Origin of the sequence: Sphingomonas sp. PP-CC-1A-547 (genome assembly GCF_003610375.1) — a bacterium.
Taxonomy (GTDB): Bacteria; Pseudomonadota; Alphaproteobacteria; order Sphingomonadales; family Sphingomonadaceae; genus Sphingomonas.
Genome location: NZ_RAPZ01000010.1, coordinates 67,118 through 89,200, shown reverse-complemented (window position 1 = coordinate 89,200; position 22,083 = coordinate 67,118). Strand labels below are relative to the sequence as shown.

The following is a 22,083-nucleotide window of genomic DNA, read 5'->3' as shown; positions in this document are numbered from 1 at the left end:
GGAGCGGATTATCCCCTCATCGCCTCAATGTACGAGGTCTTGAGAGGAGTACCGGACATGAAGATCATCGCAATGTTCGCCGCTGGCGCGCTGGCCGCGGGAACGCTGTTCGCCGCGGCACCCGCCGATGCGCAACGCCACGGCTGGGACGGCCCCCGCGGTGGTGGCGGCTGGCACGACGACCGCGGACGGCATGGCAATCGCGGCTGGCGCGGCGACCGTGGCTGGCGCGGTGGAGATCGTGGCTACCGTGGCTATGGCGCCGGGTATCGCGGCGATCACGGCTACCGAGGCGGCGGCTACGGCTATCGCGGACCCCGCGGATACGGCCGCTCGCGCGTCGTCTGCCGGATACAGCGTGGCTATTACGGCCCGGTTCGTCGCTGCTTCCGCCGCTAGTACGGAACCGTAACGAACCCCCTTAGTTTGATAACATAGGTTGCCGGGGTCGGGAGGCCCCGCACTCAAAAGGAGAGAATTATGAAGTTGTTCACCATCGCCGCCGCCGGTCTCGTCGCACTCACTGGCCTCGCGCCCGTCGGCATCGCGGCTGAAGCCTCCGCACAGCGGACCGTCGTCCACGAGCGCACGGTCGTTCGCCACGACGATCGCCGTCCCGGCTACCGTCGCCACGCCGTGCGTACGCGCCAGGTCTGCCGCAACGTCTACCGCAACCATCACCGCCAGCGCGTCTGCCGCACGGTCCGCGTCAGCCGCTGATCGAATAGCCGCGATTACTAAAGCGGCTTGATCATCCCGCCCGACCCCGCCATATGCGCCGCGGGAGTCGGGCGGACGTGGTCGTCGCCAACTTGGTCAGATCCGGAAGGAAGCAGCCACAACGACTCAGCTACGGGTCGTCCCGGCTCCCACCGCGAACGTTTGCAAGCAAACGTGAGCGCGGCCAGCGGTGTAAAGCACCGACTGACGATGCGACTAAGCCGCAGCGCACTTCTAAACTTCCCCGCTAATCAGTAATCCAAGCGCAATCGGGTCGAAACCACGCGCGATGTTCCCGCAACGTTCCAAACCATTATCCTACGCCGCGACGTTGTGGCATAAGCCGCGCATGACCGGCACTGCCCACATCATAGGTTCCGACAAGCCACTCGCCAGCCTCCGGGCATGTCGAAGTGCAGAGCCCTCCCAGCGTGTGCACTTTGTGAACTTCCGACCCCTTCGACAGCACGCGCAGCACCCGCTATGACGACCGCAATGTCAGATTCCTTCGACCTGGGCGAACCCCCGCAGCCGGTGAAAACGCCGGACGCCCCCGCCTACCGCGTGCTAGCGCGCAAATACCGACCGCAGACCTTTTCCGAGCTGATCGGGCAGGACGCGATGGTTCAGACGCTCGGCAACGCGATCAAGCGCGACCGGCTCGCGCACGCCTTCCTGATGACCGGGGTCCGCGGCGTGGGGAAAACATCGACCGCGCGCCTGATCGCGAAGGCGCTCAACTGCATCGGTCCCGACGGCGACGGTGGCCCGACGATCGACCCCTGCGGCGTCTGCGAACCGTGCCGCGCGATCGCCGAGGGCCGCCATATCGACGTGATCGAGATGGACGCCGCCAGCCACACCGGCGTCGACGACGTCCGCGAGATCATCGACGCGTCGCGCTATTCGGCGGTCACCGCGCGCTTCAAGATCTACATCATCGACGAAGTCCACATGCTGTCGAAGAACGCGTTCAACGCGCTGCTAAAGACGCTGGAGGAGCCGCCCCCCCATGTGAAATTCTTGTTCGCGACCACCGAAGTGAACAAGGTTCCGGTGACGGTCCTCTCGCGCTGCCAGCGGTTCGACCTACGCCGCATTTCCGCGGAACAGCTCGCCAAGCACTTCGCCTGGGTCTCGACCGAAGAAGGCGTCGTTGCCGATCCCGAGGCGCTAATGCTGATCGCGCGCGCCGCGGAAGGCTCCGCGCGCGACGGCCTGTCGATCCTCGACCAGGCGATCGCACATGCCGGGCTCGAAGGCGGCGGCGTCACGGCGGACGCGGTACGCCAGATGCTCGGTCTGTCGGATCGCGGCGCGGTGCGCGATCTGCTGACGCTGATCCTCGCCGGCGACGGGGCAGGGGCGCTCGCCTCGATGCGCCGTCAATATGACTACGGCGTCGATCCGCTGTCGGTGCTGCGCTCGCTGCTCGAAACCGTCCACGGCATCACGCTGACCAAGGTCGGCACGCCGGCGGACGCTGCGCAGCCGATGGAGGAGCGTGCGGCACGCGAGGAATGGGCCGCATCGCTCGGCTTCCCCGCGCTGCACCGCCTGTGGCAGCTGTTCCTCAAGGGCCATGACGAAGTCGCCAAGGCCGCTCTGCCGATCGAGGCCGCGGAGATGGCGCTGTTGCGCGCGATATACGCCTCGACGCTGCCCGATCCCGGCGAGCTTGCCCGCCAGATCGCCAGTGGCGCGGCCCCCGCGGCTTCACCATCGTCACCGCCGCTGCCGTCACCTGCACCCCCGTCCGGCGAAGCGCCGCCCTGGAACGTTGGATCCGCTGCGAAGGCGCCCGAACCCGTCGCGACCGGCCCGATCCTGCCGCCGACATTCGAGGCGCTGGTCGATCTGCTCGACGAATCGGGCGGCCTCGCGATCGCTGCACGCCTTCGTCATGGCGCCCGCGTCGTGAGCTATGCGCCGCCCGAATTCGTCCTCAGCGGCAGCCGCCCGGTCTCGGCCGACACGCTCGCCGAACTCAACACGCTGTTGAAAAGCGTGACGCGGACCGCGTGGAAAGTGTCGATCGTCGACGCCCCCGGTGAGCCGACGCTGCGCGAGGCGCAGGACGCCGCCGATGCCGCAGTGCGCCAGGCTATTCTCGAATCCCCCATCATGAAGGCCGCGGTGGCAGCGTTTCCCGACGCCCAGCTCGAATCGTGGCCAGGTCAAAGGAGCAACGCATGAAGAATATCGATGAAATCCTCGCCATGGCGCAGAACGTCCAGAGCGAGATGGAAAAGGCGCAGGCCAATCTCGACACGATCGAGGTCGAGGGCGCGTCCGGCGGCGGGCTCGTCAAGATCAAGGCCTCCGCCAAGGGCCGCATCATCAACATCACAATCGACGATTCGCTGATGCAGGTGAGCGAGAAGCAGATGCTCGAAGATCTGCTGACGGCGGCGTTCAACGACGCACGCGCCAAGGCGGATGCGGTCTCGGGTAGCGAGATGTCGAAGATGACGAGTGGTCTGCAGCTTCCGCCGGGCTTCAAGCTTCCGTTCTGAACCAAATCGGGTTCGTTTCGGCGCGGGAACAATCGTTCTTCGGCCGGCGTTGCGCTCTCCAGTAATCAGGGAGAGTCGCAATGGCCGAAGAACGTATCGTCGAAACCCCGACCACCCACACCACCGTTATCGAGCGCCGCAGCGGCGGTGGCGGCACGCTGATCGCCGTCGTGCTGCTAATCGCGGTACTGATCGGTGGGTTCTACCTGTTCAGCCGCCAAGGCGCGCAGAACAGCAAGGATGCCGCGATCACGTCAGCGGCGAAGAGCGTCGGCAGTGCAGCCGACAAGGCCGGCGGCGCAGTCGAGAAGTCGACGCAGTAAACCGGAATGTTTCCCCGCGAAGGCGGGGACCGAGACTGGGCTTCCGCCTTCGCGGGAGAACAAGGGAGTGGGAAGGGCAGTTGCAACACCCGATCTGTCAGGCCGGAACAAGTCCGGGGTGACGGAATGGGTCAGGATCGCAGGCAACTGTCCAACCCATCGTTCCGAACTACAGAAACCCGCCGCGACAGCGTATTCCCATGCTTCCGCACGAAACCATGAGGATCGATCGCAGCCCGCTTCTTGGGCAATGGCAAGACGGCGGCAATCCGCCCCGCCTCGGTCGGCGAAAGCCGCGAAGCGTCGTGATTGAAATACCGGATCGCCCCGGCGTTCGCGCCGTACGTCCCGATCCCGGTCTCGGCGATGTTGAGATACACCTCCATGATCCGCCGCTTCCCCCACAGCGTCTCGATCAGCACGGTGAAATACGCCTCGAACGCCTTCCGCACATACCCGCCCCCCTGGAACAGGAACGCGTTCTTCGCGGTCTGCTGGCTGATTGTCGAGCCGCCGCGGATCCGCCCGCCCTGCGCATTGCGCGCCGCAGCCCCCGCCATGGCCTTGAAATCGAAGCCGTGATGCGAACAGAACCGCGAGTCCTCGCCAGCGATCGCCGCGCGCGCCATGTCCGGGTCCATCTCCGATAGCGGCATCCAGTCCTTGGTCACACCGTGCCCGTTGATGACATCGCCCATCATCGTCCAGGTGAACGGCACCGGCACGAAGCGATAGATGCCGACCCACGCGACCGTGATCAGGACGAAGGCGAAGACGATCTTGGCGGCGATGCGGATAAGGCCCATCGCCGCTCCTTATGCGATCGGCGCGGCCTCGCCAATGACCGCTCGGGCGGCGCTCACGCCGGTTTCGTACGCGCCGTGGGCTGTGGAGAAGTCGAACGCGTGGCACGCTTCGCCCGCGAAGTGGATGCGGCCATCAACCGATGCGGCGAGGACGGCGCGTTGTCCGGCCCGACCGATCCGCGCGTGACTATAGCTTCCGCCGATATAAGGCTCGTGGCGCCAGCGGGTTGCGGCCAGCGGCGTGAAGCGCTTGCGCCAATCGCTGCCGAGCAACCCGACCAGTTCGTCGATCGCGAACTGCGCAGCGTCGCCGTCCTCCAGCATTTCCGCACAGTCGCCGCCGAAGAAGCTTTCGACGATCGGCCAGCCGAACGGCGACAGGCGGTGGCTCGCCGTGCAGGCGCTGTACGGATTGCCTACCAAGTGCGCGTTGGTCGGCCATTCGGGGCGGTCGACGTGGAGGAACACCTTGTCCGCAAGGCCGAGCGGAAGGTCCGCGGCGGCGGCGTGCTTGTCGGGGAGCGGTGGGTCGAAGACGATCTGCGACTTGGCGAGGACGGTAGTGGGGACGCAGACGATCACGTGGTCCGCCTCGATCGTTCCAGCCGGGGTGTCGAGTTGAAGACGACGACCGCTGCGGTCGATGCGCGTTACCGGGGTCGAGAGGCGGATGTTCAGGCCAGCGGCACGGCTGGCGACGAGTGTTCCGTAGCCTTCCTTCACCGTCCAGTTGTCGTCGGTAGCAGCCTCTTCGTATGCGGCCCAGTCGTGGAGCGACACTTGGGTAAGGTTTGCACCGTTTGCGTAGCCGGAGATAGCGTCGATCTTCGGGCGCCATTTGTCGTTGGGGGCGATGAAGTCGGACAGCGGGCGGTCGGGGCCTTCAAGGGCGGCTAGGGCGCGCTCGTTCCAATCTTGGTAAGCTGTGGCAGAGGCTGACTGGTCTTCGGGTGGGAAGCCGAGGTCCCGCCACTGGGTGCGCCAATTTGCGTCGGAGCGGTCGACGGTGAATCCTGTCGTCTCGGCAATTTCGGTCCACGGGTTGCGCTGGGCAGAGTGTAACCAGCCGCAACCGACGTCTACATGTTCCCCCGGGAAGGCGGGGGTCCAGGCTGGGCCCCCGCCTTCGCGGGGGAACAAGGAGGCGAGGGGCAAGCTGTGGGCTCGGCCACCTAGGCAGTCGCTGGCTTCGACCAGCAGGACCTCTTGCCCCGCATCATGCAGCGTCCGCGCCGCAGCGATACCGGCCACACCGCCGCCGATGACGACGGCGCGCGCCATGTTACGCAGCCAGCAGGCGCTTTTCGCCGGCAATCCGCATCATCGCCTTTTGCAGCTTCTCGAACGCGCGCACCTCGATCTGCCGCACGCGCTCGCGCGACACGCCGTAGACCTGCGACAATTCCTCAAGCGTCTTGGGATCATCCGTCAGGCGACGCTCGGTCAGGATATGCTGCTCGCGCTCGTTGAGGTCGTCCATCGCCGACACCAGCATCGAGTGGCGAACGTCAGCCTCCTGCGCATCGGCAACGATCTTGTCCTGCAGCGGCGCGTCGTCCTGCAGCCAATCCTGCCACTGGCCTTCGCCGTCTTCGCGCATCGGCACGTTGAGCGACGTGTCGCCACCCATCGCCATGCGGCGGTTCATGCTGACGACGTCGGTCTCGGCGACACCCAGGTCGGTGGCGATCTTGGTGACGTGCTCAGGACGCAGATCGCCATCCTCGAACGCATCGAGACGGCTCTTCATCCGGCGCAGGTTGAAGAACAGCTTCTTCTGCGCGGCGGTGGTGCCCATCTTCACGAGGCTCCACGAGCGCAGGATGTATTCCTGGATCGAGGCACGGATCCACCACATCGCATAGGTCGCGAGACGGAAGCCGCGCTCGGGCTCGAACTTCTTCACGCCTTGCATCAAGCCGATATTGCCCTCGGAGATCAGCTCCGACGTCGGCAGGCCATAGCCACGATAGCCCATCGCGATCTTCGCCACGAGGCGGAGATGCGAGGTCACCAGCTGCGCCGCAGCTTCGGTATCGCCATGTTCCTGGAAACGCTTGGCGAGCATGTATTCCTGCTCGGGTTTCAGGAGCGGAAATTTTTTGATCTCGGCAAGATAACGATTGAGACCCGCCTCGCTGCCGAGCGCAGGTATCGTCGCTGGAACGTTGGAGCGGGCTGCCATGGTCGTAATCCCTTTCTGATGACCCCGATTGCCGCAATGCGGCATGGGCTCGATTATCTATACGTGAAGCTGGGTGAACAGTTCCTGCATGTCTGCGGGCATTTCGCTTTCGAACGCCAAAGCGATGCTTTTCACCGGATGGATGAACCCCAGATGCGCCGCGTGCAAGGCCTGCCGGCGGAAACCAAGCGTTTCGAGCAGCGACTTCTGAGCTTGCTTTGTTCTACCATAGACCGGGTCGCCGAGCAATGCATGGCCGATCGAGGCCATATGCACACGCACCTGATGCGTACGCCCAGTCTCCAGCCGGCACTCGATCAGCGCCGCATCGCGCAGCGTCTCGATCGTCGAGAAATGCGTCACCGCGCGTTTGCCGCCCTCGACGATTGCGATCTTCTTCCGGTTCCGCGGACTCCGAGCGAGCGGTGCGTTGACCGTGCCGCTCGGGGGTCGGGGAATACCGCCGACGATTGCCTTGTAGCGGCGGTCGATACTGTGGTCGTGGAACTGCTTGGCAAGCCCTTCGTGCGCGCGATCGGTTTTCGCGGCGATCATTAGCCCCGACGTGTCCTTGTCGATGCGGTGGACGATGCCCGGTCGCGCGACGCCGCCAATGCCCGACAGATTGCCGGCGCAGTGATGGAGCAGCGCATTAACGAGCGTGCCGTCAAAGTTCCCCGCGGCAGGATGGACGACGAGACCGGCGGGCTTGTCAATCACGATCAGGTCGTCGTCCTCGTACGCGACGACGAGCGGGATATCCTGCGCTTCGTTGTGCAGCGGGGTGGGCGGCGGAATCGTGACGGCGAACACTTGCCCCGTAGCGGCCTTCTTCGCCGAATCACGCCATTCGCGACCATTGAGGGTAACCTGACCGGCCGCGATCAGCGCCTTCAGCCGTTCACGCGACATGTCGGGCAGCACTTCGGCGAGCGCACGATCAAGCCTCCAGCCATCCGTGGCCGGCGTGATCGATGCTTCGACGATGGAAACCCCCCGGTCCATGTCCTACCGATGTGGCGATGAGCGTGACGATTTCAAGCGAATTGCTGCGGCGACTGGTCGCAGAGGCGGCTGCGTCGCCGGATGCGGAGGTCTGCGGGCTGCTGTTCGGGGCGGAGGGGCGGATCGAGATGGCGGAGGCGTGCGCTAACGTGGCATTAAACCCCGCGCGAGCGTTCGAGATCGATCCGACTGCTTTGTTTGCCGCGCATCGGCACGCGCGATCGGGCGGGATGGCCGTTATTGGGCATTATCACTCGCATCCAACTGGCTCGCCCGTTCCGTCTCCGCGCGATGCGGCTCAGGCCATGGGGGATGGAGCGGTCTGGGTCATCCTTGGCACTGGCGGCGCTCGGGCGTGGCGATCGGTCGAGGTTGGTGCGTTCGTCGAGGAGGTGATCGAGCAGATCGACGATATCGCCACCCCGGCATAGGCCAGAGAGGATCATCTTTACCGCGCGCCGCACTGTATGGATCTGCTTCGAACCACACTTGCGCGCCGTTCGCGCCACCGCCAGAAGACGCACTGTAATTAGGGGATTTTCATGACGGTCAGCCCGGTCGATTTCGCGAGCCTGCTCTGTTCGCGCCTGTGTCACGACCTGCTGTCGCCGGTGGGTGCGCTCAACAACGGGCTCGAACTGCTTGCCGATGAGACCGATCCGGCGATGCGCGAGCGCGTCATGGAACTGCTCGCGGACAGCGCGCGCGCATCCGCCAGCAAGCTGAAGTTCTTCCGTTTGGCGTTCGGTGCGGCGGGCGGGTTCGGCGAGCTGGTCGACACGCACGAGGCGCGCACTGCGATCGGAGGTCTGGTTGCCGAAAACAAGCGGATCACTTTCGTCTGGGCGGTCGAGACGCCGGCGATGCCGAAGTCCGCGGTGAAGGTGCTGCTCAACCTCGCCCTGATCGCGACCGAATCGCTCGTGCGCGGCGGCACGATGGAGGTCGGCGGCGAGGAGAATGACGGCCAGCTCGAGATCGTCGTCAAGATCGAGGGCGGTCGGATCGTTCTCGATCCCGAGATTCGCCGTACCCTGGTCGAGGGCGAAGGCGTGCACGACGTCACCCCGCGCGCGGCGGCGGCGTACATGATCAACACGCTGGTCAAGGATGCCGGCGGTACGGTGATCGTCTCCGAACCGGCAGACGGGATCATGATTTTCGGCGCGGTGCTCAATGCGCGATAGGGCGCGGTCTTTTACGATCCTTCCCCGCAAGGGGAGGATCGTAAAGGGGGACGTACCCTCAGAACTAACGCACCCTTAACCTCCACCATGCATGACAGGCCCTCGAACGCGGGGCCGGCATGGACGATCTGTTACAGGAATTCATTGCCGAGACGCGCGAAACGCTGGAGGCGATCTCCGGCGAGATCGTTGCATGGGAACTCGCCCCTGCCGATGGCGCCCGTCTCGATGCGATCTTCCGCTTCGTCCACACCGTCAAGGGAAGCTGCGGATTCCTCGATCTACCTCGGCTTGCGCGGCTGAGCCACGCGGCCGAGGACGTCTTGGCCGCCGTTCGCGACGGCAATCGGAGGCCCGACACCGCGCTCGTGAACGCGGTACTCGGCATCGTCGACCGGATCGCGCAGATCGTCGATGCGATCGATGCGGGCGCGACGCTGGACGATTCGGACGAACATGCGTTGATCGCTGCGCTTGCTCCTAACGCGCAGCCCACCGCGCCCGCTGCCGCCGCGCCGGTCGGTCGTAGCGCAAGTCGCAGCGTCCGTTTGAACGTCGACCTGCTCGATCACATGATGAGCGGCATGTCCGACATGGTACTCGCGCGCAACGAGCTTGCCCGACAGCTGCGCGACGGCGACGTTGATCCGAAGGTAGAGGCCGCGCTGGAACGCCTGTCGCTGACGGTTGCCGATATGCGCGACACCGTCACCCGGACTCGCATGCAGAAGGTCGACGCGCTGTTCTCCGCGCTGCCGCGGATGGTGCGCGATACCAGCGCGGAGCTGTGCAAGGCGGTCAACCTCGTCATCGAGGGCGCGGACGTCGAGCTCGACCGCGAGATGATCGAGCTGATGCGCGATCCGCTCGTCCACATCATCCGCAATTGTATCGATCACGGGATCGAGACGCCGATGGCCCGCCGCGCGGCGGGCAAGCCGGAGACGGGTCGACTGGTCGTCTCGGCGCGCCAGTCGGGCAACCAGATCCTGATCGAGGTAAGCGACGACGGGCAGGGCATCGACGTCGCGCGGATCGTCGCGAAGGCTGCCGAGAAGAAATTGCATACGCCGACCGAACTGGCGGCGATGAGCGAAACGTCGCGGCTTCAATTGATCTTCGCGCCGGGTCTGTCGAGCCGCGACACGGTGACTGCAACCTCGGGCCGCGGCGTTGGCATGGACGTCGTACGCGCCAATATCGAGCAGATCGGCGGCCGGGTCGTGCTGGTCAATACGCCCGGGCGTGGCCTCCGGATCATCATCAACGTGCCGCTGACACTGTCGATCCTGTCGACCATTATCGTCGGCGTCGGCACGCAACGATTCGCGCTTCCGCGACAGGCGATCGAAGAGATCGTCATGGTACGCGGCGATCAGGTGCGGCTCGACATGATCGGCGACGCGGCAACCGCGACAGTGCGCGGCAAGCGAATGCCGCTTGTCTCGCTCGGGGACCTATTCAAACTTACTAAGGACGCGCCGCCAACGCTGGTCATCGTGTCGACGCGGGAGGGCGATTACGCGCTCGGCGTCGATACCGTGCTCGATACCGAGGAACTGGTCGTGAAACCCGCGTCGCCTGCGGTGATGGCGACCGGCGTCTATGCGGGCATGACGCTGCCCGACAACGGATTGCCGATGCTGCTGCTCGACGCGTCGGGCATCGCGGCGGTTGCAGGACTTCGATTCGCGCCAGTCGCAGCCGCGGACGCAGTGACCCTCGAAGAGGTCGTGCCAGGTGTTCCGGCACTGCTGTTCGACGATCTCGATGGCCAGCGTCGCGCAATCGCCCTCGCCGTTATCGATCGTGTCGAGCCGGTGTCGACCGAAGCGATCCGTTGGTCTGCGGGCGCGATGCGGTTGTCGGTCGGCGACGCGATCATTCCTCTGTACGCGGTCGGCGATTTCGCCTCGCGGCGCGAAGTTGCGGTACTGCGCCTGACCGACGGCGAAAGCGAAATGGCGTATGCGATCGCGGAGGCAATCGAGATCGTCGAATTGCCCGTGGAGATCGCACCTACGCGTGGGTCAGGACCGATCGCGGGCGTCGTGCTGATCGCCGGCGAGCAGGTCGAGCTGATCGATCCGCATGCGCTCTTCTCCGGCCAGCCGGTCATGATCGCGTCGCCGCCGGTATGCCTGTTGCAGGTCGACGGTTCCGGCTGGATGGAGACGTTTCTCAAACCCGCGCTGGAGGCGTCCGGCTATCGCTGCGTCACGTCGCTCGCCAGGGGGGAGACCGCGGCTGTGGCGCTGGCGATGGAGGATGCGCCACCGTGTGAAGCGCTAGCGCCGGTGGTGACCTTGCGGCGATCCAAAAGCGCGGACGGGGACGATGATGCGAGCATCTATCGATACGACCGGCCCGCGTTGATCGCAGCGCTGGCGGCGCGGAGGACAATATGACCGATCTGTTTCTCGTGGCGCATATCGCCGGTCGCGGTGTCGCGATCGCCGCCGCGCAGGTCGATTCGGTCGTCGACATCGGGGAGATCGTCGCCGTCCCTCGTGCGGATGCGGTCGTCCGCGGGCTGGCGGCACTGCGCAGCCGGGTGGTGACAGTGATCGATACCGGCATTGCCCTCGGCCTGTCCCGCACGCCCGATACCATGCGGCGCGCTGTGATCACCGTGGCCGAGGGGCATCATTACGCGATCCTAGTCGATTCGGTTGAGGATGTCGCACCGTTCACACGACTGCCGCTGTCGCCGGGACTTGCCCTGCACGGTGGCTGGGCGGCTGTCGGCTGCGGCCTCGTCGAGCGCGACGGTGAGCCTCTCCTGATTCTGGATATCGCCGCGGTCGTACCGGCGCCCGGTTTGGCAGCCTGATATTTCTTTAGCTTAACCCGGTGCTTACGCTTTGTCGGCTAGACCGGCTCCACGATTTCCCCTGGAAGGCTTTCCATGAAGACCTGTCTCGTCGTCGATGATTCAAAGGTGATCCGCAAAGTCGCGCGTCACATTCTCGAGACACTCGACTTTACCGTCACCGAAGCGTGCGATGGTCGCGAGGCGTTGGCCTCCTGCATGGCGTCGATCCCCGACGTGATCCTGCTCGACTGGAACATGCCCGTGATGAGCGGGATGGATTTCCTCCGCGCGCTGCGCGAGGCAGACGTGCCGCGCCGCCCCAAGGTCGTGTTCTGCACCACGGAGAACGGCATGGCGTATATTCGTGCGGCGATCGAGGCGGGCGCTGACGAATATGTGATGAAGCCGTTCGACCGCGATACGCTGGAATCGAAGCTCCAGATCGTCGGCATGGCCTGATCCAGGCCTGGCCGTGACGACCCGGACCCACTCTGCCGAGCGGCATGCGGACCGCGACGGGCTCGACTCCGCCCGGGTCTTGATCGTCGATGATTCGGTGGTCGTCCGCGCGGTGATCGCTCGGCTGATCGATGCGAGCGACCGGTTCTCGGTCGTCGGCGCGGTCGGCAACGTCGCTGCGGCCTTGGCATTCCTGGATCGCGTGACGGTCGACTTCATCCTGCTCGATATCGAGATGCCGGGGATCGACGGGCTCAGCGCATTGCCCGACCTGATCGCAGCGGGGCAGGGCGCGAAGGTCCTGATCGTGTCGTCCAGCGCGGACGAGGGCGGCGCGACCGCGGTCCGCGCGATGGCGCTCGGCGCGGCTGAGACGCTGACCAAGCCGTCGACGAGTGCCCTGTCGACGCGGTTCGGTTCGGCTCTGGTCAACAAGCTCGAGATGCTTTGTGAGTATCCGGCGCAGATGCCACCTGCGCTGGTCGTGTGCTCACCAGCCGTGCCGACGCCGCCCAAGGACAATCCGCTGCCGATCCGCCGGGTCGCGACCAGCGACGACTATGACATCGTCGCGGTCGGTGCCTCGACCGGCGGCATTCACGCGCTGAGCCAGATGTTCGGTCAGATGCCCGCCGTGTTCCGCCTGCCGATCGTCATCACCCAGCATCTGCCGGCGTCGTTCATGCCGTATTTCGCCGCGCAGATCGCCGGGCTTGCCGGACGCCCGTGCGACGTCGCGGTCGATCGGATGCGGATCCGTCCGGGCCGGATCATCATCGCACCCGGCGACGCGCATCTCAAAGCCGTGAAGCTGTCCGAAGGCGGCGCTGCCTTCCGCCTGACGCACGAGGCTGCGCCGAGTGGGTGCATGCCGTCCGTTGACCCGATGCTCGCCTCGCTCGCCGACGTCTATGGGGCGCGTCTGCTCGCGGTCGTGCTTAGCGGGATGGGGCGCGACGGCGCGGAGGGGGCACGGCGCGTCCACGACAGCGGCGGGTGCGTCGTCGTGCAGGATCAGCAAAGCTCGGTGGTGTGGGGCATGCCGGGTGCGATCGCCGCCTCGGGCATCGCCGACGCCGTGCTGGCCCCCGACGCGATCGGTCGCCTCGCAGCGACGCGACGCCGACCATGACGTCCCGCGCCGTTCCCGCACCCGCTGCGTCGCAGGCGACGATCAACGTCCTCACCGCGTTGCTCGAGGCGCGTACCGGTCAACAGATCGCCGCCTATCGCTCATGGCGGCTCGACACCGCGCTGAAACCGCTGTTGCGCGCGCGCAAGCTCGATACGCTCGACCAGTTGGTGACCCAGTTGCTGCAGGGAAGCGACCGTTCGATCGGCGACTCGATCGTCGATGCCCTCGTCAATCAGGAGACGTCGTTCTTCCGCGACGCGCAGGTATTCGAGATGCTCGCCGAGGCGGTCGCCGACGCCGAGCGTGACGGTCGTCGCGCGCGGATCTGGTGCGCAGGCTGTTCGACCGGACAGGAGCCGCTCTCGCTCGCGATGCAGTTCGCCGAACGGCGCGAGACGAGTGGCATGCCCATGCCCGAGATCGTCGCCACCGACGTATCCGATGCTGCCGTCGCCCGCGCGCGATCCGGTCGCTTCTCGCAGTTCGAGATCCAGCGCGGCCTGCCGGTGCGTCGCATGATCCGCTGGTTCGACACGACCGGCAGCGACTGGGTGGCGAAGCCCGACCTGCTTGGGATGGTCGCCTTCCGCCGGATGAACCTGGTATCAGACCCACCGCCGCGCGGACAGTTCGACGTCGTCTTGTGCCGCAACGTGCTGTTGTACCTGTCCGCAGACACAAAGGCCGAGGTGTTCCCGAAGATCGCCAGGGCAATGAAACCGAGCGGCGTGCTGGTGATGGGGGCCGGCGAAACCGTCATCGGCCAGACCAGTTCGTTCGCGCCGAGCAAGCGTTTCCGCGGCTTCTACGAAATGCCCGCACAGGGGTAATCCTCCACCTCCCGAGCGGCTGGCCATCGTGACTTGCCGGCGATCTCGCCATATGGACCGTGCATCGTCCGCCGGGTGTCTCGCATGCGCAAACTCTTCGATCCCATTCTGGCAGGCGGAAATCTCAAGGATCGGCTCTGGGCTTGCCTGGGCGCGCTGCTCGGCATCGGCCTGACCAGCGTAATCAGCGCGACGTTCGTTCACCCGCACGGAACGTTCCTGCTGATCGCCGCACCGATGGGGGCCGCCGCGGTGCTCGTATTCGCGGTCCCGGCGAGCCCCCTGGCGCAGCCCTGGCCGGTGATCGGCGGCAATATCATCGCCGCGCTGGTCGGGGTCGCCGTCAGGATACTCGTACCGGCGCCCGAACTCGCCGCCCCGATCGCGGTCGGCGTGGCGATCCTGATGATGTCGCTGACCCGGTCGCTGCATCCGCCCGCCGGTGCGGTCGCGTTGACCGCGGTCGTCGGCGGCCCGGCGGTCGCCGATGCGGGCTTCGCGTTCGTGCTCGTCCCGATCGCGCTGAACGCTATCATACTGACCGCGTGCGGAATCCTGTTCCACCGGTTTTCAGGCCACAGCTATCCGCACCGTGTTCCCACCGTCGTGCCCGCGCCGATCGAAGCCGCGCTTCGGGCCGAGGATCTCGACAAGGCGCTTGCCGATCTCGGCGAAACGCTCGACGTCAGCCGCGAGGATCTCGACCTGTTGTTCGGCCGTGTCGAATATCACGCAGCGCACCGGCGTACGCAAAGTGTCGGCGGCGGTCCTCTGGGCCGCGCGACTTAGCTGACCCCAAGGTCCGCCGGACCGAATGCGTCGGGCAGCAATTCCGAAACCGTGTAGGTCCGGATCGCATCACCTTCCGCCGCGCCGCAATGCACCGGCAAGTCACGCCCGCCCATCTGTGCCGCTTCATTGATGACCTGGCGGCAGCGACCGCACGGGCTGACCGGCGATGTTCCGGTGGCCCGACCCTCAACATCCATCGCGCCGCCGATCACGCCGATCGCGACGATATCGCGCAGCCGACCCGCAGCGCTCGCGGTGGCGATCGCGACCGTTTCTGCGCACAGCGACAGGCCGTAGCTCGCATTCTCGAAGTTCGCGCCGGTGATCACCGTGCCGTCGTCGAGCAGCACGGCCGCACCGACCGCAAACCGCGAATACGGCGCGTGCGCATTGCGCGAGGCGTCGCGCGCTGCCGCCACGAGTTGCGTTGCTTGTTCGTTCATGATGCCACCACGTCCCAGTTCACCGGTCCCTCGATCCCGTCGATGCGGCGGAAATCGCTCGCGCGCCACATCCGCCACGGTCGCGCGGTGTAGTCGGGCTTGAGGATATTCTCCACCGCCCATAGCGGCCGCGGGACGGCGTCCGACAGCGTATATTTCGAATCTACCGCCTTGCTGATCCGCAGCATCACGGGCTGCCGCGTGTGCGTCTCGACCATCGTCACGAACTGCGCGATGTCGGCGATCAGCGTCGCGCGATCCGGCCGTGCGGTGCAGTCGTCGTGGAACGCGATGTCGACCGCGGTCGGCAACGCGTCGGACGTCCGCGGCACGAAGGTGTTGAACGCGTTCGCCTGCTCGTCCGCGCGCTGACACAGCGAATAGACGTGGACCGCGCCGCGGCGCAGGCCGGCGTCGGGCAGTGCCGCCCAGTTCGCCTCGAACGCCGCATCGCGGCGGTCGGTACCCGACGTCGCGACGATGTAGGCGAAGTCGGCGCCGCTCGCGCGTACCGTGCCCCATTCGACCGGGCCGGGGTTCTCGGCAAGGTCGATGCCCTGCAATGGGTAGTGTTTGACGTCGGGGTGCCAGCCGGTCGCGGCGGTCCAGCCGCAGATACCGACGAAGCCGGTCGCGGCCAGCGCGGCCGCGAATTTCAAAAGTGCGTGAGCCATGGGTCTTCTAGTTGCGGATGTGGAGGACGCAGATCAGCGTGAACAGCCGTCGCGCAGTGTCGAAATCGACCTCGATCTTGCCGTCGAGACGCTCCTTGAGCAGCTCGGCGGCCTCGTTGTGGACGCCCCGGCGGGCCATGTCGACCGTCTCGATCTGCGCCGGGGAGGACTGCCGGATCGCCTGGTAATAGCTGTCGCAGATCGCGAAATAGTCGCGGATCGGTCGGCGAAAGCGCCCGAGCGCGAGCACCAAAGTCTCAAGATGCGTGTCGTCTTCGCGGTGGATGTGGATGCCGAGGCGCCCTTCCTCCGACTGAAGCTTGATCTTGTACGGCCCGGCATATCCATCGGCATAGGCCCGCTGCGGGGCGAAGTGATTGCCCTCGATCAGGTCGAAGATCGCGATCCGGCGTTCCTGCTCGACGTCGGGCGAGCGCCAGCCGAGACTGGTCTCGTCGAGTTGCACGTCGATGATCCGCGGGTCGGCCATCCGCGTTCGATAGCGGGGGACATTCGCCCTGTCACTTATCCCCAGCATTCCGGCGCGATAGCTTGGACGAGGACCCATGCATCGCGTAGGTGCAGGGGATGGCAACTCTCGCATTCCCCGTTCCCGCCGTGGCCGAGCCGCAGCAGCTTCCCCGCAACGTCGAGGCCGAGGCCGCGATGCTCGGCGCGATGATGATCGACAACCGGCTCGCCGACGATCTGGTCGACAAGCTCGAACCGGGGCATTTCTTCGAGCCCGTCCACGGGCGCATCTTTGCGGCGATCAAGACGCTGCGTGGCAATGACATGCTCGTGACGCCGGTGACGCTGCGGCCGATGTTCGATGCGGACGAGGGCATGCGCGAGCTCGGCGGGCCGGCGTATCTGGCCGGGCTGACCGGCAGCGGTGCAGGCCTGATCGGCGCGCGCCAGTTCGCGCAGCAGATCTATGACCTTGCGATGCTCCGTGCGCTCGTGTCGGTCGGGCGGACGCTGGTCGATCGCGCGATGGACACCTCCGAGGAGGTTAATCCGCGTGCGCAGATCGAACTCGCCGAGGAGGAGCTGTTCAAGGTCGCGGCGGATGGGGGCTCCGAAAACACGGTGAAGTCGTTCGCGCAGGCGACGACCGCGGCGGTCAAGATGGCCGAGCGCGCGCTGAACTCGGGCGGCAATTTGTCGGGCGTTACCACCGGCATCGATTCGATCAACGCCAAGATCGGCGGCATGCATCACAGCGATCTGATGATCCTCGCCGGTCGTCCGGGCATGGGCAAGACCTCCCTCGCGACCAACATCGCGTTTAACGCCGCGCGGCGCTGGATGCGCGACATGGCCGACGGGATTGCGCCGAAGGACTCGGTCGGCGCGAAGGTCGCGTTCTTCTCGCTGGAAATGTCCGCGGATCAGCTCGCGACGCGTATTCTCGCCGAGCAGTCGCAAATCTCGTCCGAATCGCTCCGCATGGGTAAGATCAGCCGCACCGAGTTCGCGCAGCTCGCCGCAGCCGCGGCGGAGCTGGAGAATTTGCCGCTGTTTATCGACGACACCGGCGGTCTCTCGATCGGCGCGCTGCACACGCGCGTCCGCCGGTTGCAGCGCCGCCACAACAACGAGATCGGCCTTGTCGTGGTCGATTACCTCCAGCTGCTGTCGGGCTCGGGCAAGAGCAAGGACGGCAACCGCGTCCAGGAAATCTCCGAGATTTCGCGCGGATTGAAGACGTTGGCGAAGGACCTCAATGTCCCAGTGCTGGCGCTGTCGCAGCTGTCGCGTGCGGTGGAATCGCGTGAGGACAAGACGCCGATGCTGTCGGATCTTCGTGAATCGGGGTCGATCGAGCAGGACGCCGACATGGTCTGGTTCGTGTACCGCGAGGATTACTACGTCGCGTCGAAGGAGCCCAAGCGGCCGGCGGAAGGGGACAGCTCAAAGATTTTTGAAGACCACGCGTCCTGGGCGGCGGAGATGGAGCGGGTCTACGGTTTGGCGGAGCTGATCATCGCCAAGCAGCGCCACGGTGCGACCGGCAAGGTCCGGATGAAGTTCGATCCGACGATCACCAAGTTCTCGGATCTAGCCGAGTATTGATCCGCTTTTCCCTCGCCCCTCCGGGGAGAGGGAAGGGGCCCACGGCCCTTGCCGTGGGAAGGGAGAGGGGAGTGAGGCTAGGGACCTGAATCCCAACGCCCCTCTCCCTTCCGTCGCCAAGTGGCTCCTCCCTCCCTCTCCCCGTAGGGGCGAGGGAATTGGATCAAATCATCGGGTCGTAATCGGTGGGGGCGTGGATGCCGCATTCGACCTTGTCGAAACTCCGCCAGCGCCCCGTACGTGGGTCTTCGCCGGGGGCGACCTTGGTCGTGCAAGGCGCACAGCCGATCGAGAGATAGCCTTGCGCCTCGAGCGGATGCCGCGGCAACTCATGCTCGGCGAAATAGGCGTCGAGCTTGGCCTTGTCCCAATCCGCAAGCGGGTTGATCTTCAACCGCCCCTCGTCCTCTTCGAAGCGGGGGAGAGCAGTACGGGTCCCGGACTGAAACCCCTTTCGCCCCGAAATCCAAGCATCGAACGGCGCCAGCGCCCGCCGCAACGGCTCAACCTTGCGCAGGTCGCAGCATCCATCCGGATCGTACGACCACCGCAACCCCGTCTTGTCCTTGATCGCGAGCAACCGCGGGTCCGGCCGGAACACCCGAAGATCGGTGAACCCCAATTTCTCCGCCAGCTCATCACGATACGCCAGCGTCTCGCCAAACATCTTCTGCGTGTTGGTAAACACCACCGGCACGTCGACATCGACCTGCGCGACCATGTGCAGCAGCACCGCCGACTCCGCGCCGAACGACGACACCGCCGCAATCCGCCCGCGCAACTCGCCGACCAGCAGTTCGAACAGCATCTCCTGCGCGGAGACGCCTTCGAACCGCTCCTGCATCGCCATCGCATCGGCGCGCGTGAACGCCGGCGTGACGTCGATCATGTCGAGTTGGCGCGCGGGCTCACCCATGGCGCAGCTTCCACACCGGCACCGCGCCGTCCGCCGCCTTCTGGTACGGCGTGTCGTAGCGCTCCAAACTGGCGCGCAGCACGTCGATGTCGATCGGCGCCTGCGGTGCGAAGCTGTCGAACCCACAACGCCGCATCAACGGAATCTGATCGACCAGCACGTCGCCCTGTGCGCGCAGTTCGCCGGTATAGCCCGCCTCGCGAAGGATTCGCGCGGACGAATAGCCACGGCCATCGCGGTACCCAGGGAAGCTTACCTCGATCAGCGCAAGCTGGTCGATCTGCGGCAACAGCGCGCGGGCGTCGTCGCCCGCTTCCAGGCGGACGGCCGCCGCGTTGCTCTGGCCGATGAACGAATCGAGCGTCACCGCGGGCTCGTCATGCGGCTCGTCGTCGCGGAAGCGAAGCAGGGTATCGCTCATTGTGCGTCTCCCTCGACGGGGCTGTAGATCGCCTGCTTGAACGTCTCGAAGCCGACGCGGCGGTAGGTGTCGAGGAAGCGCTCGCCGGTCTCGCGGACTTCGAGATACCGGTCGGTGACGCGCTCGATCGCGTCGACCACGCCGTCCTCCGAGAAACCAGGCCCCGTGATCTTCGCGAGGCTGACGTCCTCTGCGCCCGAGCCACCGAGCGACAGCTGGTAATTCTCGGTGCCCTTCTTGTCGACGCCGAGGATGCCGATGTGGCCGGCATGGTGGTGCCCGCACGCATTGATGCAGCCGCTGATCTTGAGCTTCAGTTCGCCCAGGTCGCGTTGCCGATCGAGACTGCCGAAGCGCGTTGCGATCTTCTGTGCGAGCGGGATCGAGCGTGCATTGGCGAGGCTGCAATAGTCGAGACCGGGGCAGGCGATGATGTCGCTGATCAGGTCGAGATTGGCCTCGGCCAGACCCGCGTCGTTGAGCGCCGACCACACCGCGTGCAGATCGGCGATGCGGACGTGCGGCAGGACGATGTTCTGCGCATGCGTCACGCGCAGTTCGTCGAAGCTGTAGCGCGTGCCGAGATCGGCCATCACGTCGATCTGGTCCGCCGACGCGTCGCCGGGGATGCCGCCGATCGGCTTGAGGCTGATGTTGACGATCGCATAGCCCGGCTGCTTGTGCGCCTTCACGTTCTGGTCGAGCCAGACCGCGAAGTCGGGATCGCTGCGATCGATATCGGCCGATGCGTTGGCGTCGAACTCCGGCGCGCCGAAGTGGCTCGTGATGCGCTCAAGCTCGGCCCGCGGGGGATCGAGGCCGAGGCCCTTCACCGCGGTGAACTCCTCCTCGACTTGGCGGCGGTATTCGTCGGGGCCGATCTCGTGGAGCAGGATCTTGATCCGCGCCTTGTAGATGTTGTCGCGGCGGCCGTAGCGATTGTAGACGCGCAGGCACGCCTCGAGATAGCTCATGAGGTCGTCGGCGGGGACGAAGTCGCGGATTTCGTGGCTGATCATCGGCGTGCGGCCCATGCCGCCGCCGACGAAGATCTTCGCGCCGAGCTTACCGTCGCGGACGTGAAGACCGATGCCGATATCGTGGAGGCGCATCGCCGCGCGATCCTCGTCCGCCGCGATCACGCAGATCTTGAACTTCCGCGGGAGGTACGTGAACTCGGGATGGAACGTCGACCATTGGCGGATCAGCTCGGCCCAGGGGCGCGGGTCGGCGACCTCGTCCGCGGCGGCGCCGGCGAACTGGTCGGAACTGATGTTGCGGATGCAGTTGCCGCTGGTCTGGATGGCATGCATTTCGACCGTCGCCAGTTCCTGGAGGATGTCCGGGGTCTGGTCGAGCTGGATCCAGTTGAACTGGATGTTCTGCCGCGTGGTGAAGTGGCCGTAGCCGCGATCGTACTTCCGCGCGATGTGGCCGAGCATGCGCATCTGGCGGCCGTCGAGCGTCCCGTACGGCACCGCCACGCGCAGCATGTACGCGTGTAGCTGGAGGTACAGCCCGTTCATCAGCCGGAGCGGCTTGAACTGGTCCTCGGTAAGCTCACCTGAGAGGCGGCGGCGGACCTGATCGCGGAACTCGTCGACGCGCTGGTCGACGATCGCCTGGTCGTATTCGTCGTATTTATACATATCAGATTACCCAGCTGCCGGCGTTGGGGTCGGCGGGTTTGAGGGTCAGGTCGGGCCGCATCGTCGGGCCAAGCGCGCGGATGCGGTCCTTGATGTGGGCGGGGCGGGGGCCTTCGTCGGTCTGCGTCGCCTCGATCAGATACGGCACGTTGACGCGGCGCGCGCCTTCCTCAGCCTGGAGGATCGCTTCGCCCGCGACGCCGACGTCGGCTGCATCCTCGATATGGCGCGACCAGCCATTGCCGGTCCACCAGACGACATCGCCGGTGGGAAGGTCGTTTCCGGTCAACAGCTTCATGCGGCGGCGTCCTCTGCTACGCGGGCCCAGCGGGCGAGTTTGTCTTCGGCGTCCGACAGTTCGACGACTTCTCCGACGACGATGATCGCCGGGCTTTTCACCGCCTCACGCGCCACCATGGCGCCGAGATCGGCGAGTAGCGTGCGGATCGCCCGGCTTCCTTTGAGCGTACCGCGTTCGAGCACCGCGACGGGCATGTCGGGTGCGACGCCGTCGGCCATCAGTTTGTCGGCGATCTCGGTTGCGGTAGCGATGCCCATGTAGATGACCAGCGTGCGACCCTGCCCGGCGAGCCCGGCCCAGTCCTGTTCGGTCAAGCCTTTGCACTGGCCCGCGACAAAGCTGACTGCGCTCGAATGATCGCGGTGGGTCAGCGGCAGCATCGCTTCGGCGGCACAGCCTAGTGCGGCCGAGACGCCGGGGATCACCTCGACGGGCAGGCCGGCGGCGCGGACCGCCTCGACTTCCTCGCCGCCGCGACCGAATACGAACGGGTCGCCTCCCTTCAAGCGGATGACGATCGCGCCGGTCTTCACGTGCGCGATGATCAGCGCGTTGATCGCCTCCTGCGGCAGCGTGTGGCGCGCGCGCTGCTTGGCGACCGAGATGCGCTGGGCGGAGGGTGGCGCGATATCGAGCACGCGCGGGTCGATCAGCCCGTCATGCACGACGACATCGGCGGTCTTCAGCGCCTCGACCGCGCGGACGGTGAGGAGCCCGGGATCGCCCGGGCCCGCCCCGACGAGGATGACGCGCCCGCGGGCGGTGGGGTCTAGGAGGCTTGCCATGCGATCGGAGATGGGCGGATGGGCGCTGCGCTGCAACCGAAT

Annotated in this window: 26 protein-coding genes and 1 other RNA gene; 15 read left to right on the top strand and 12 right to left on the bottom strand. The window is 65.7% G+C overall.

From position 1 onward, the window contains the following. Positions 1-57 precede the first annotated feature (57 nt). The 6 genes from C8J39_RS01095 to C8J39_RS01070 all read left to right on the top strand — a co-directional run bounded on the left by C8J39_RS01095 (position 58) and on the right by C8J39_RS01070 (position 3,559). Entirely contained in the window at positions 58-399 is a 342-nt protein-coding gene (locus tag C8J39_RS01095; protein WP_183037919.1) for a hypothetical protein, read from the top strand. Positions 400-480: 81 nt separating this feature from the next. Continuing rightward, a complete protein-coding gene (locus C8J39_RS01090) occupies positions 481-720 on the top strand; it encodes a hypothetical protein (RefSeq protein WP_056063010.1) in 240 nt (79 codons plus the stop codon). 60 nt (positions 721-780) lie between these two features. Continuing rightward, an RNA gene (gene ffs / locus C8J39_RS01085) (signal recognition particle sRNA small type) lies at positions 781-876 on the top strand. A gap of 339 nt (positions 877-1,215) precedes the next feature. Next, positions 1,216-2,916, top strand: coding sequence for a DNA polymerase III subunit gamma/tau (locus C8J39_RS01080; RefSeq protein ID WP_120299649.1), 1,701 nt, complete (start codon positions 1,216-1,218; stop codon positions 2,914-2,916). Beyond that, a complete protein-coding gene (locus C8J39_RS01075; protein ID WP_120298972.1) occupies positions 2,913-3,236 on the top strand; it encodes a YbaB/EbfC family nucleoid-associated protein in 324 nt (107 codons plus the stop codon). Before C8J39_RS01080 ends, C8J39_RS01075 begins: the two co-directional genes overlap by 4 nt. Positions 3,237-3,316: 80 nt before the next feature. Further along, positions 3,317-3,559, top strand: a complete 243-nt coding sequence (locus C8J39_RS01070) for a hypothetical protein (protein ID WP_056063016.1) — start codon at positions 3,317-3,319, stop codon at positions 3,557-3,559. 131 nt (positions 3,560-3,690) lie between these two features. Here C8J39_RS01070 and mtgA read toward each other — a convergent pair whose 3' ends face one another. Genes mtgA through C8J39_RS01050 form a run of 4 tightly spaced genes read right to left on the bottom strand, consistent with a single transcriptional unit; the run spans position 3,691 to position 7,555 of the window. Next, entirely contained in the window at positions 3,691-4,365 is a 675-nt protein-coding gene (gene mtgA / locus C8J39_RS01065; RefSeq protein WP_056063018.1) for a monofunctional biosynthetic peptidoglycan transglycosylase, read from the bottom strand. A 9-nt stretch (positions 4,366-4,374) separates the two neighbouring features. Continuing rightward, the gene (locus C8J39_RS01060) at positions 4,375-5,646 is read right to left on the bottom strand and encodes an NAD(P)/FAD-dependent oxidoreductase (RefSeq protein ID WP_120298971.1); all 1,272 of its coding nucleotides are present in this window, start codon (positions 5,644-5,646) and stop codon (positions 4,375-4,377) included. A gap of 1 nt (position 5,647) precedes the next feature. Further along, entirely contained in the window at positions 5,648-6,550 is a 903-nt protein-coding gene (gene rpoH, locus C8J39_RS01055) for an RNA polymerase sigma factor RpoH (RefSeq protein ID WP_056048373.1), read from the bottom strand. Positions 6,551-6,607: 57 nt separating this feature from the next. After that, positions 6,608-7,555: an RluA family pseudouridine synthase gene (locus tag C8J39_RS01050; protein WP_120298970.1), complete on the bottom strand. Its 948-nt coding sequence runs from the start codon at positions 7,553-7,555 to the stop codon at positions 6,608-6,610. Between the two features lie 17 nt (positions 7,556-7,572). On the opposite strand from C8J39_RS01050, the gene C8J39_RS01045 reads away from it, so the two are divergent. From C8J39_RS01045 to C8J39_RS01010, 8 genes are all read left to right on the top strand, one after another. Then, complete coding sequence (locus C8J39_RS01045; RefSeq protein ID WP_120299648.1) at positions 7,573-7,986, top strand: M67 family metallopeptidase; 414 nt, start codon at positions 7,573-7,575, stop codon at positions 7,984-7,986. 111 nt (positions 7,987-8,097) lie between these two features. After that, positions 8,098-8,742, top strand: coding sequence for a histidine phosphotransferase family protein (locus C8J39_RS01040; protein ID WP_120298969.1), 645 nt, complete (start codon positions 8,098-8,100; stop codon positions 8,740-8,742). A gap of 119 nt (positions 8,743-8,861) precedes the next feature. Next, on the top strand, positions 8,862-11,150 hold the full coding sequence (locus C8J39_RS01035; RefSeq protein WP_120298968.1) for a chemotaxis protein CheA: 2,289 nt from the start codon (positions 8,862-8,864) through the stop codon (positions 11,148-11,150). Continuing rightward, positions 11,147-11,575 (top strand): chemotaxis protein CheW, encoded by a 429-nt coding sequence (locus C8J39_RS01030; RefSeq protein WP_120298967.1) that lies wholly within the window; start codon positions 11,147-11,149, stop codon positions 11,573-11,575. The genes C8J39_RS01035 and C8J39_RS01030 overlap by 4 nt, the downstream gene beginning before the upstream one ends. A gap of 75 nt (positions 11,576-11,650) precedes the next feature. After that, positions 11,651-12,016, top strand: coding sequence for a response regulator (locus tag C8J39_RS01025; protein ID WP_055878033.1), 366 nt, complete (start codon positions 11,651-11,653; stop codon positions 12,014-12,016). Between the two features lie 13 nt (positions 12,017-12,029). Continuing rightward, positions 12,030-13,148 carry a chemotaxis protein CheB gene (locus C8J39_RS01020; protein WP_243649675.1) on the top strand — a complete coding sequence of 373 codons (1,119 nt, stop codon included), beginning with the start codon at positions 12,030-12,032 and terminating at the stop codon, positions 13,146-13,148. Beyond that, positions 13,145-13,981: a protein-glutamate O-methyltransferase CheR gene (locus C8J39_RS01015; protein ID WP_120298966.1), complete on the top strand. Its 837-nt coding sequence runs from the start codon at positions 13,145-13,147 to the stop codon at positions 13,979-13,981. Before C8J39_RS01020 ends, C8J39_RS01015 begins: the two co-directional genes overlap by 4 nt. 84 nt (positions 13,982-14,065) lie before the next feature. Beyond that, on the top strand, positions 14,066-14,770 hold the full coding sequence (locus C8J39_RS01010) for an HPP family protein (RefSeq protein WP_056063035.1): 705 nt from the start codon (positions 14,066-14,068) through the stop codon (positions 14,768-14,770). Here the strand turns inward: C8J39_RS01010 and C8J39_RS01005 are convergent. Genes C8J39_RS01005 through C8J39_RS00995 form a run of 3 tightly spaced genes read right to left on the bottom strand, consistent with a single transcriptional unit; the run spans position 14,767 to position 16,380 of the window. Next, positions 14,767-15,216 carry a cytidine deaminase gene (locus C8J39_RS01005; protein ID WP_056063037.1) on the bottom strand — a complete coding sequence of 150 codons (450 nt, stop codon included), beginning with the start codon at positions 15,214-15,216 and terminating at the stop codon, positions 14,767-14,769. The genes C8J39_RS01010 and C8J39_RS01005 overlap by 4 nt on opposite strands. Next, a complete protein-coding gene (locus tag C8J39_RS01000; protein WP_056063040.1) occupies positions 15,213-15,890 on the bottom strand; it encodes a glycoside hydrolase family 25 protein in 678 nt (225 codons plus the stop codon). The genes C8J39_RS01005 and C8J39_RS01000 overlap by 4 nt, the downstream gene beginning before the upstream one ends. A gap of 7 nt (positions 15,891-15,897) precedes the next feature. Further along, a complete protein-coding gene (locus C8J39_RS00995; protein WP_056050677.1) occupies positions 15,898-16,380 on the bottom strand; it encodes a UPF0262 family protein in 483 nt (160 codons plus the stop codon). Between the two features lie 98 nt (positions 16,381-16,478). On the opposite strand from C8J39_RS00995, the gene C8J39_RS00990 reads away from it, so the two are divergent. Then, positions 16,479-17,969 carry a replicative DNA helicase gene (locus C8J39_RS00990; protein WP_056063049.1) on the top strand — a complete coding sequence of 497 codons (1,491 nt, stop codon included), beginning with the start codon at positions 16,479-16,481 and terminating at the stop codon, positions 17,967-17,969. A 163-nt stretch (positions 17,970-18,132) separates the two neighbouring features. Here the strand turns inward: C8J39_RS00990 and C8J39_RS00985 are convergent, their stop codons facing one another. The 5 genes from C8J39_RS00985 to cobA are packed head-to-tail and all read right to left on the bottom strand — an operon-like array spanning position 18,133 to position 22,041. Then, positions 18,133-18,885: a phosphoadenylyl-sulfate reductase gene (locus tag C8J39_RS00985; RefSeq protein ID WP_120298965.1), complete on the bottom strand. Its 753-nt coding sequence runs from the start codon at positions 18,883-18,885 to the stop codon at positions 18,133-18,135. Continuing rightward, complete coding sequence (locus C8J39_RS00980) at positions 18,878-19,306, bottom strand: DUF934 domain-containing protein (RefSeq protein ID WP_056063055.1); 429 nt, start codon at positions 19,304-19,306, stop codon at positions 18,878-18,880. Before C8J39_RS00980 ends, C8J39_RS00985 begins: the two co-directional genes overlap by 8 nt. Next, a complete protein-coding gene (locus C8J39_RS00975) occupies positions 19,303-20,955 on the bottom strand; it encodes a nitrite/sulfite reductase (protein ID WP_120298964.1) in 1,653 nt (550 codons plus the stop codon). The genes C8J39_RS00980 and C8J39_RS00975 overlap by 4 nt, the downstream gene beginning before the upstream one ends. Position 20,956: 1 nt before the next feature. After that, on the bottom strand, positions 20,957-21,253 hold the full coding sequence (locus C8J39_RS00970; protein ID WP_107955139.1) for a DUF2849 domain-containing protein: 297 nt from the start codon (positions 21,251-21,253) through the stop codon (positions 20,957-20,959). Then, the gene (gene cobA, locus C8J39_RS00965; RefSeq protein WP_120298963.1) at positions 21,250-22,041 is read right to left on the bottom strand and encodes a uroporphyrinogen-III C-methyltransferase; all 792 of its coding nucleotides are present in this window, start codon (positions 22,039-22,041) and stop codon (positions 21,250-21,252) included. Before cobA ends, C8J39_RS00970 begins: the two co-directional genes overlap by 4 nt. Positions 22,042-22,083: the final 42 nt, after the last annotated feature.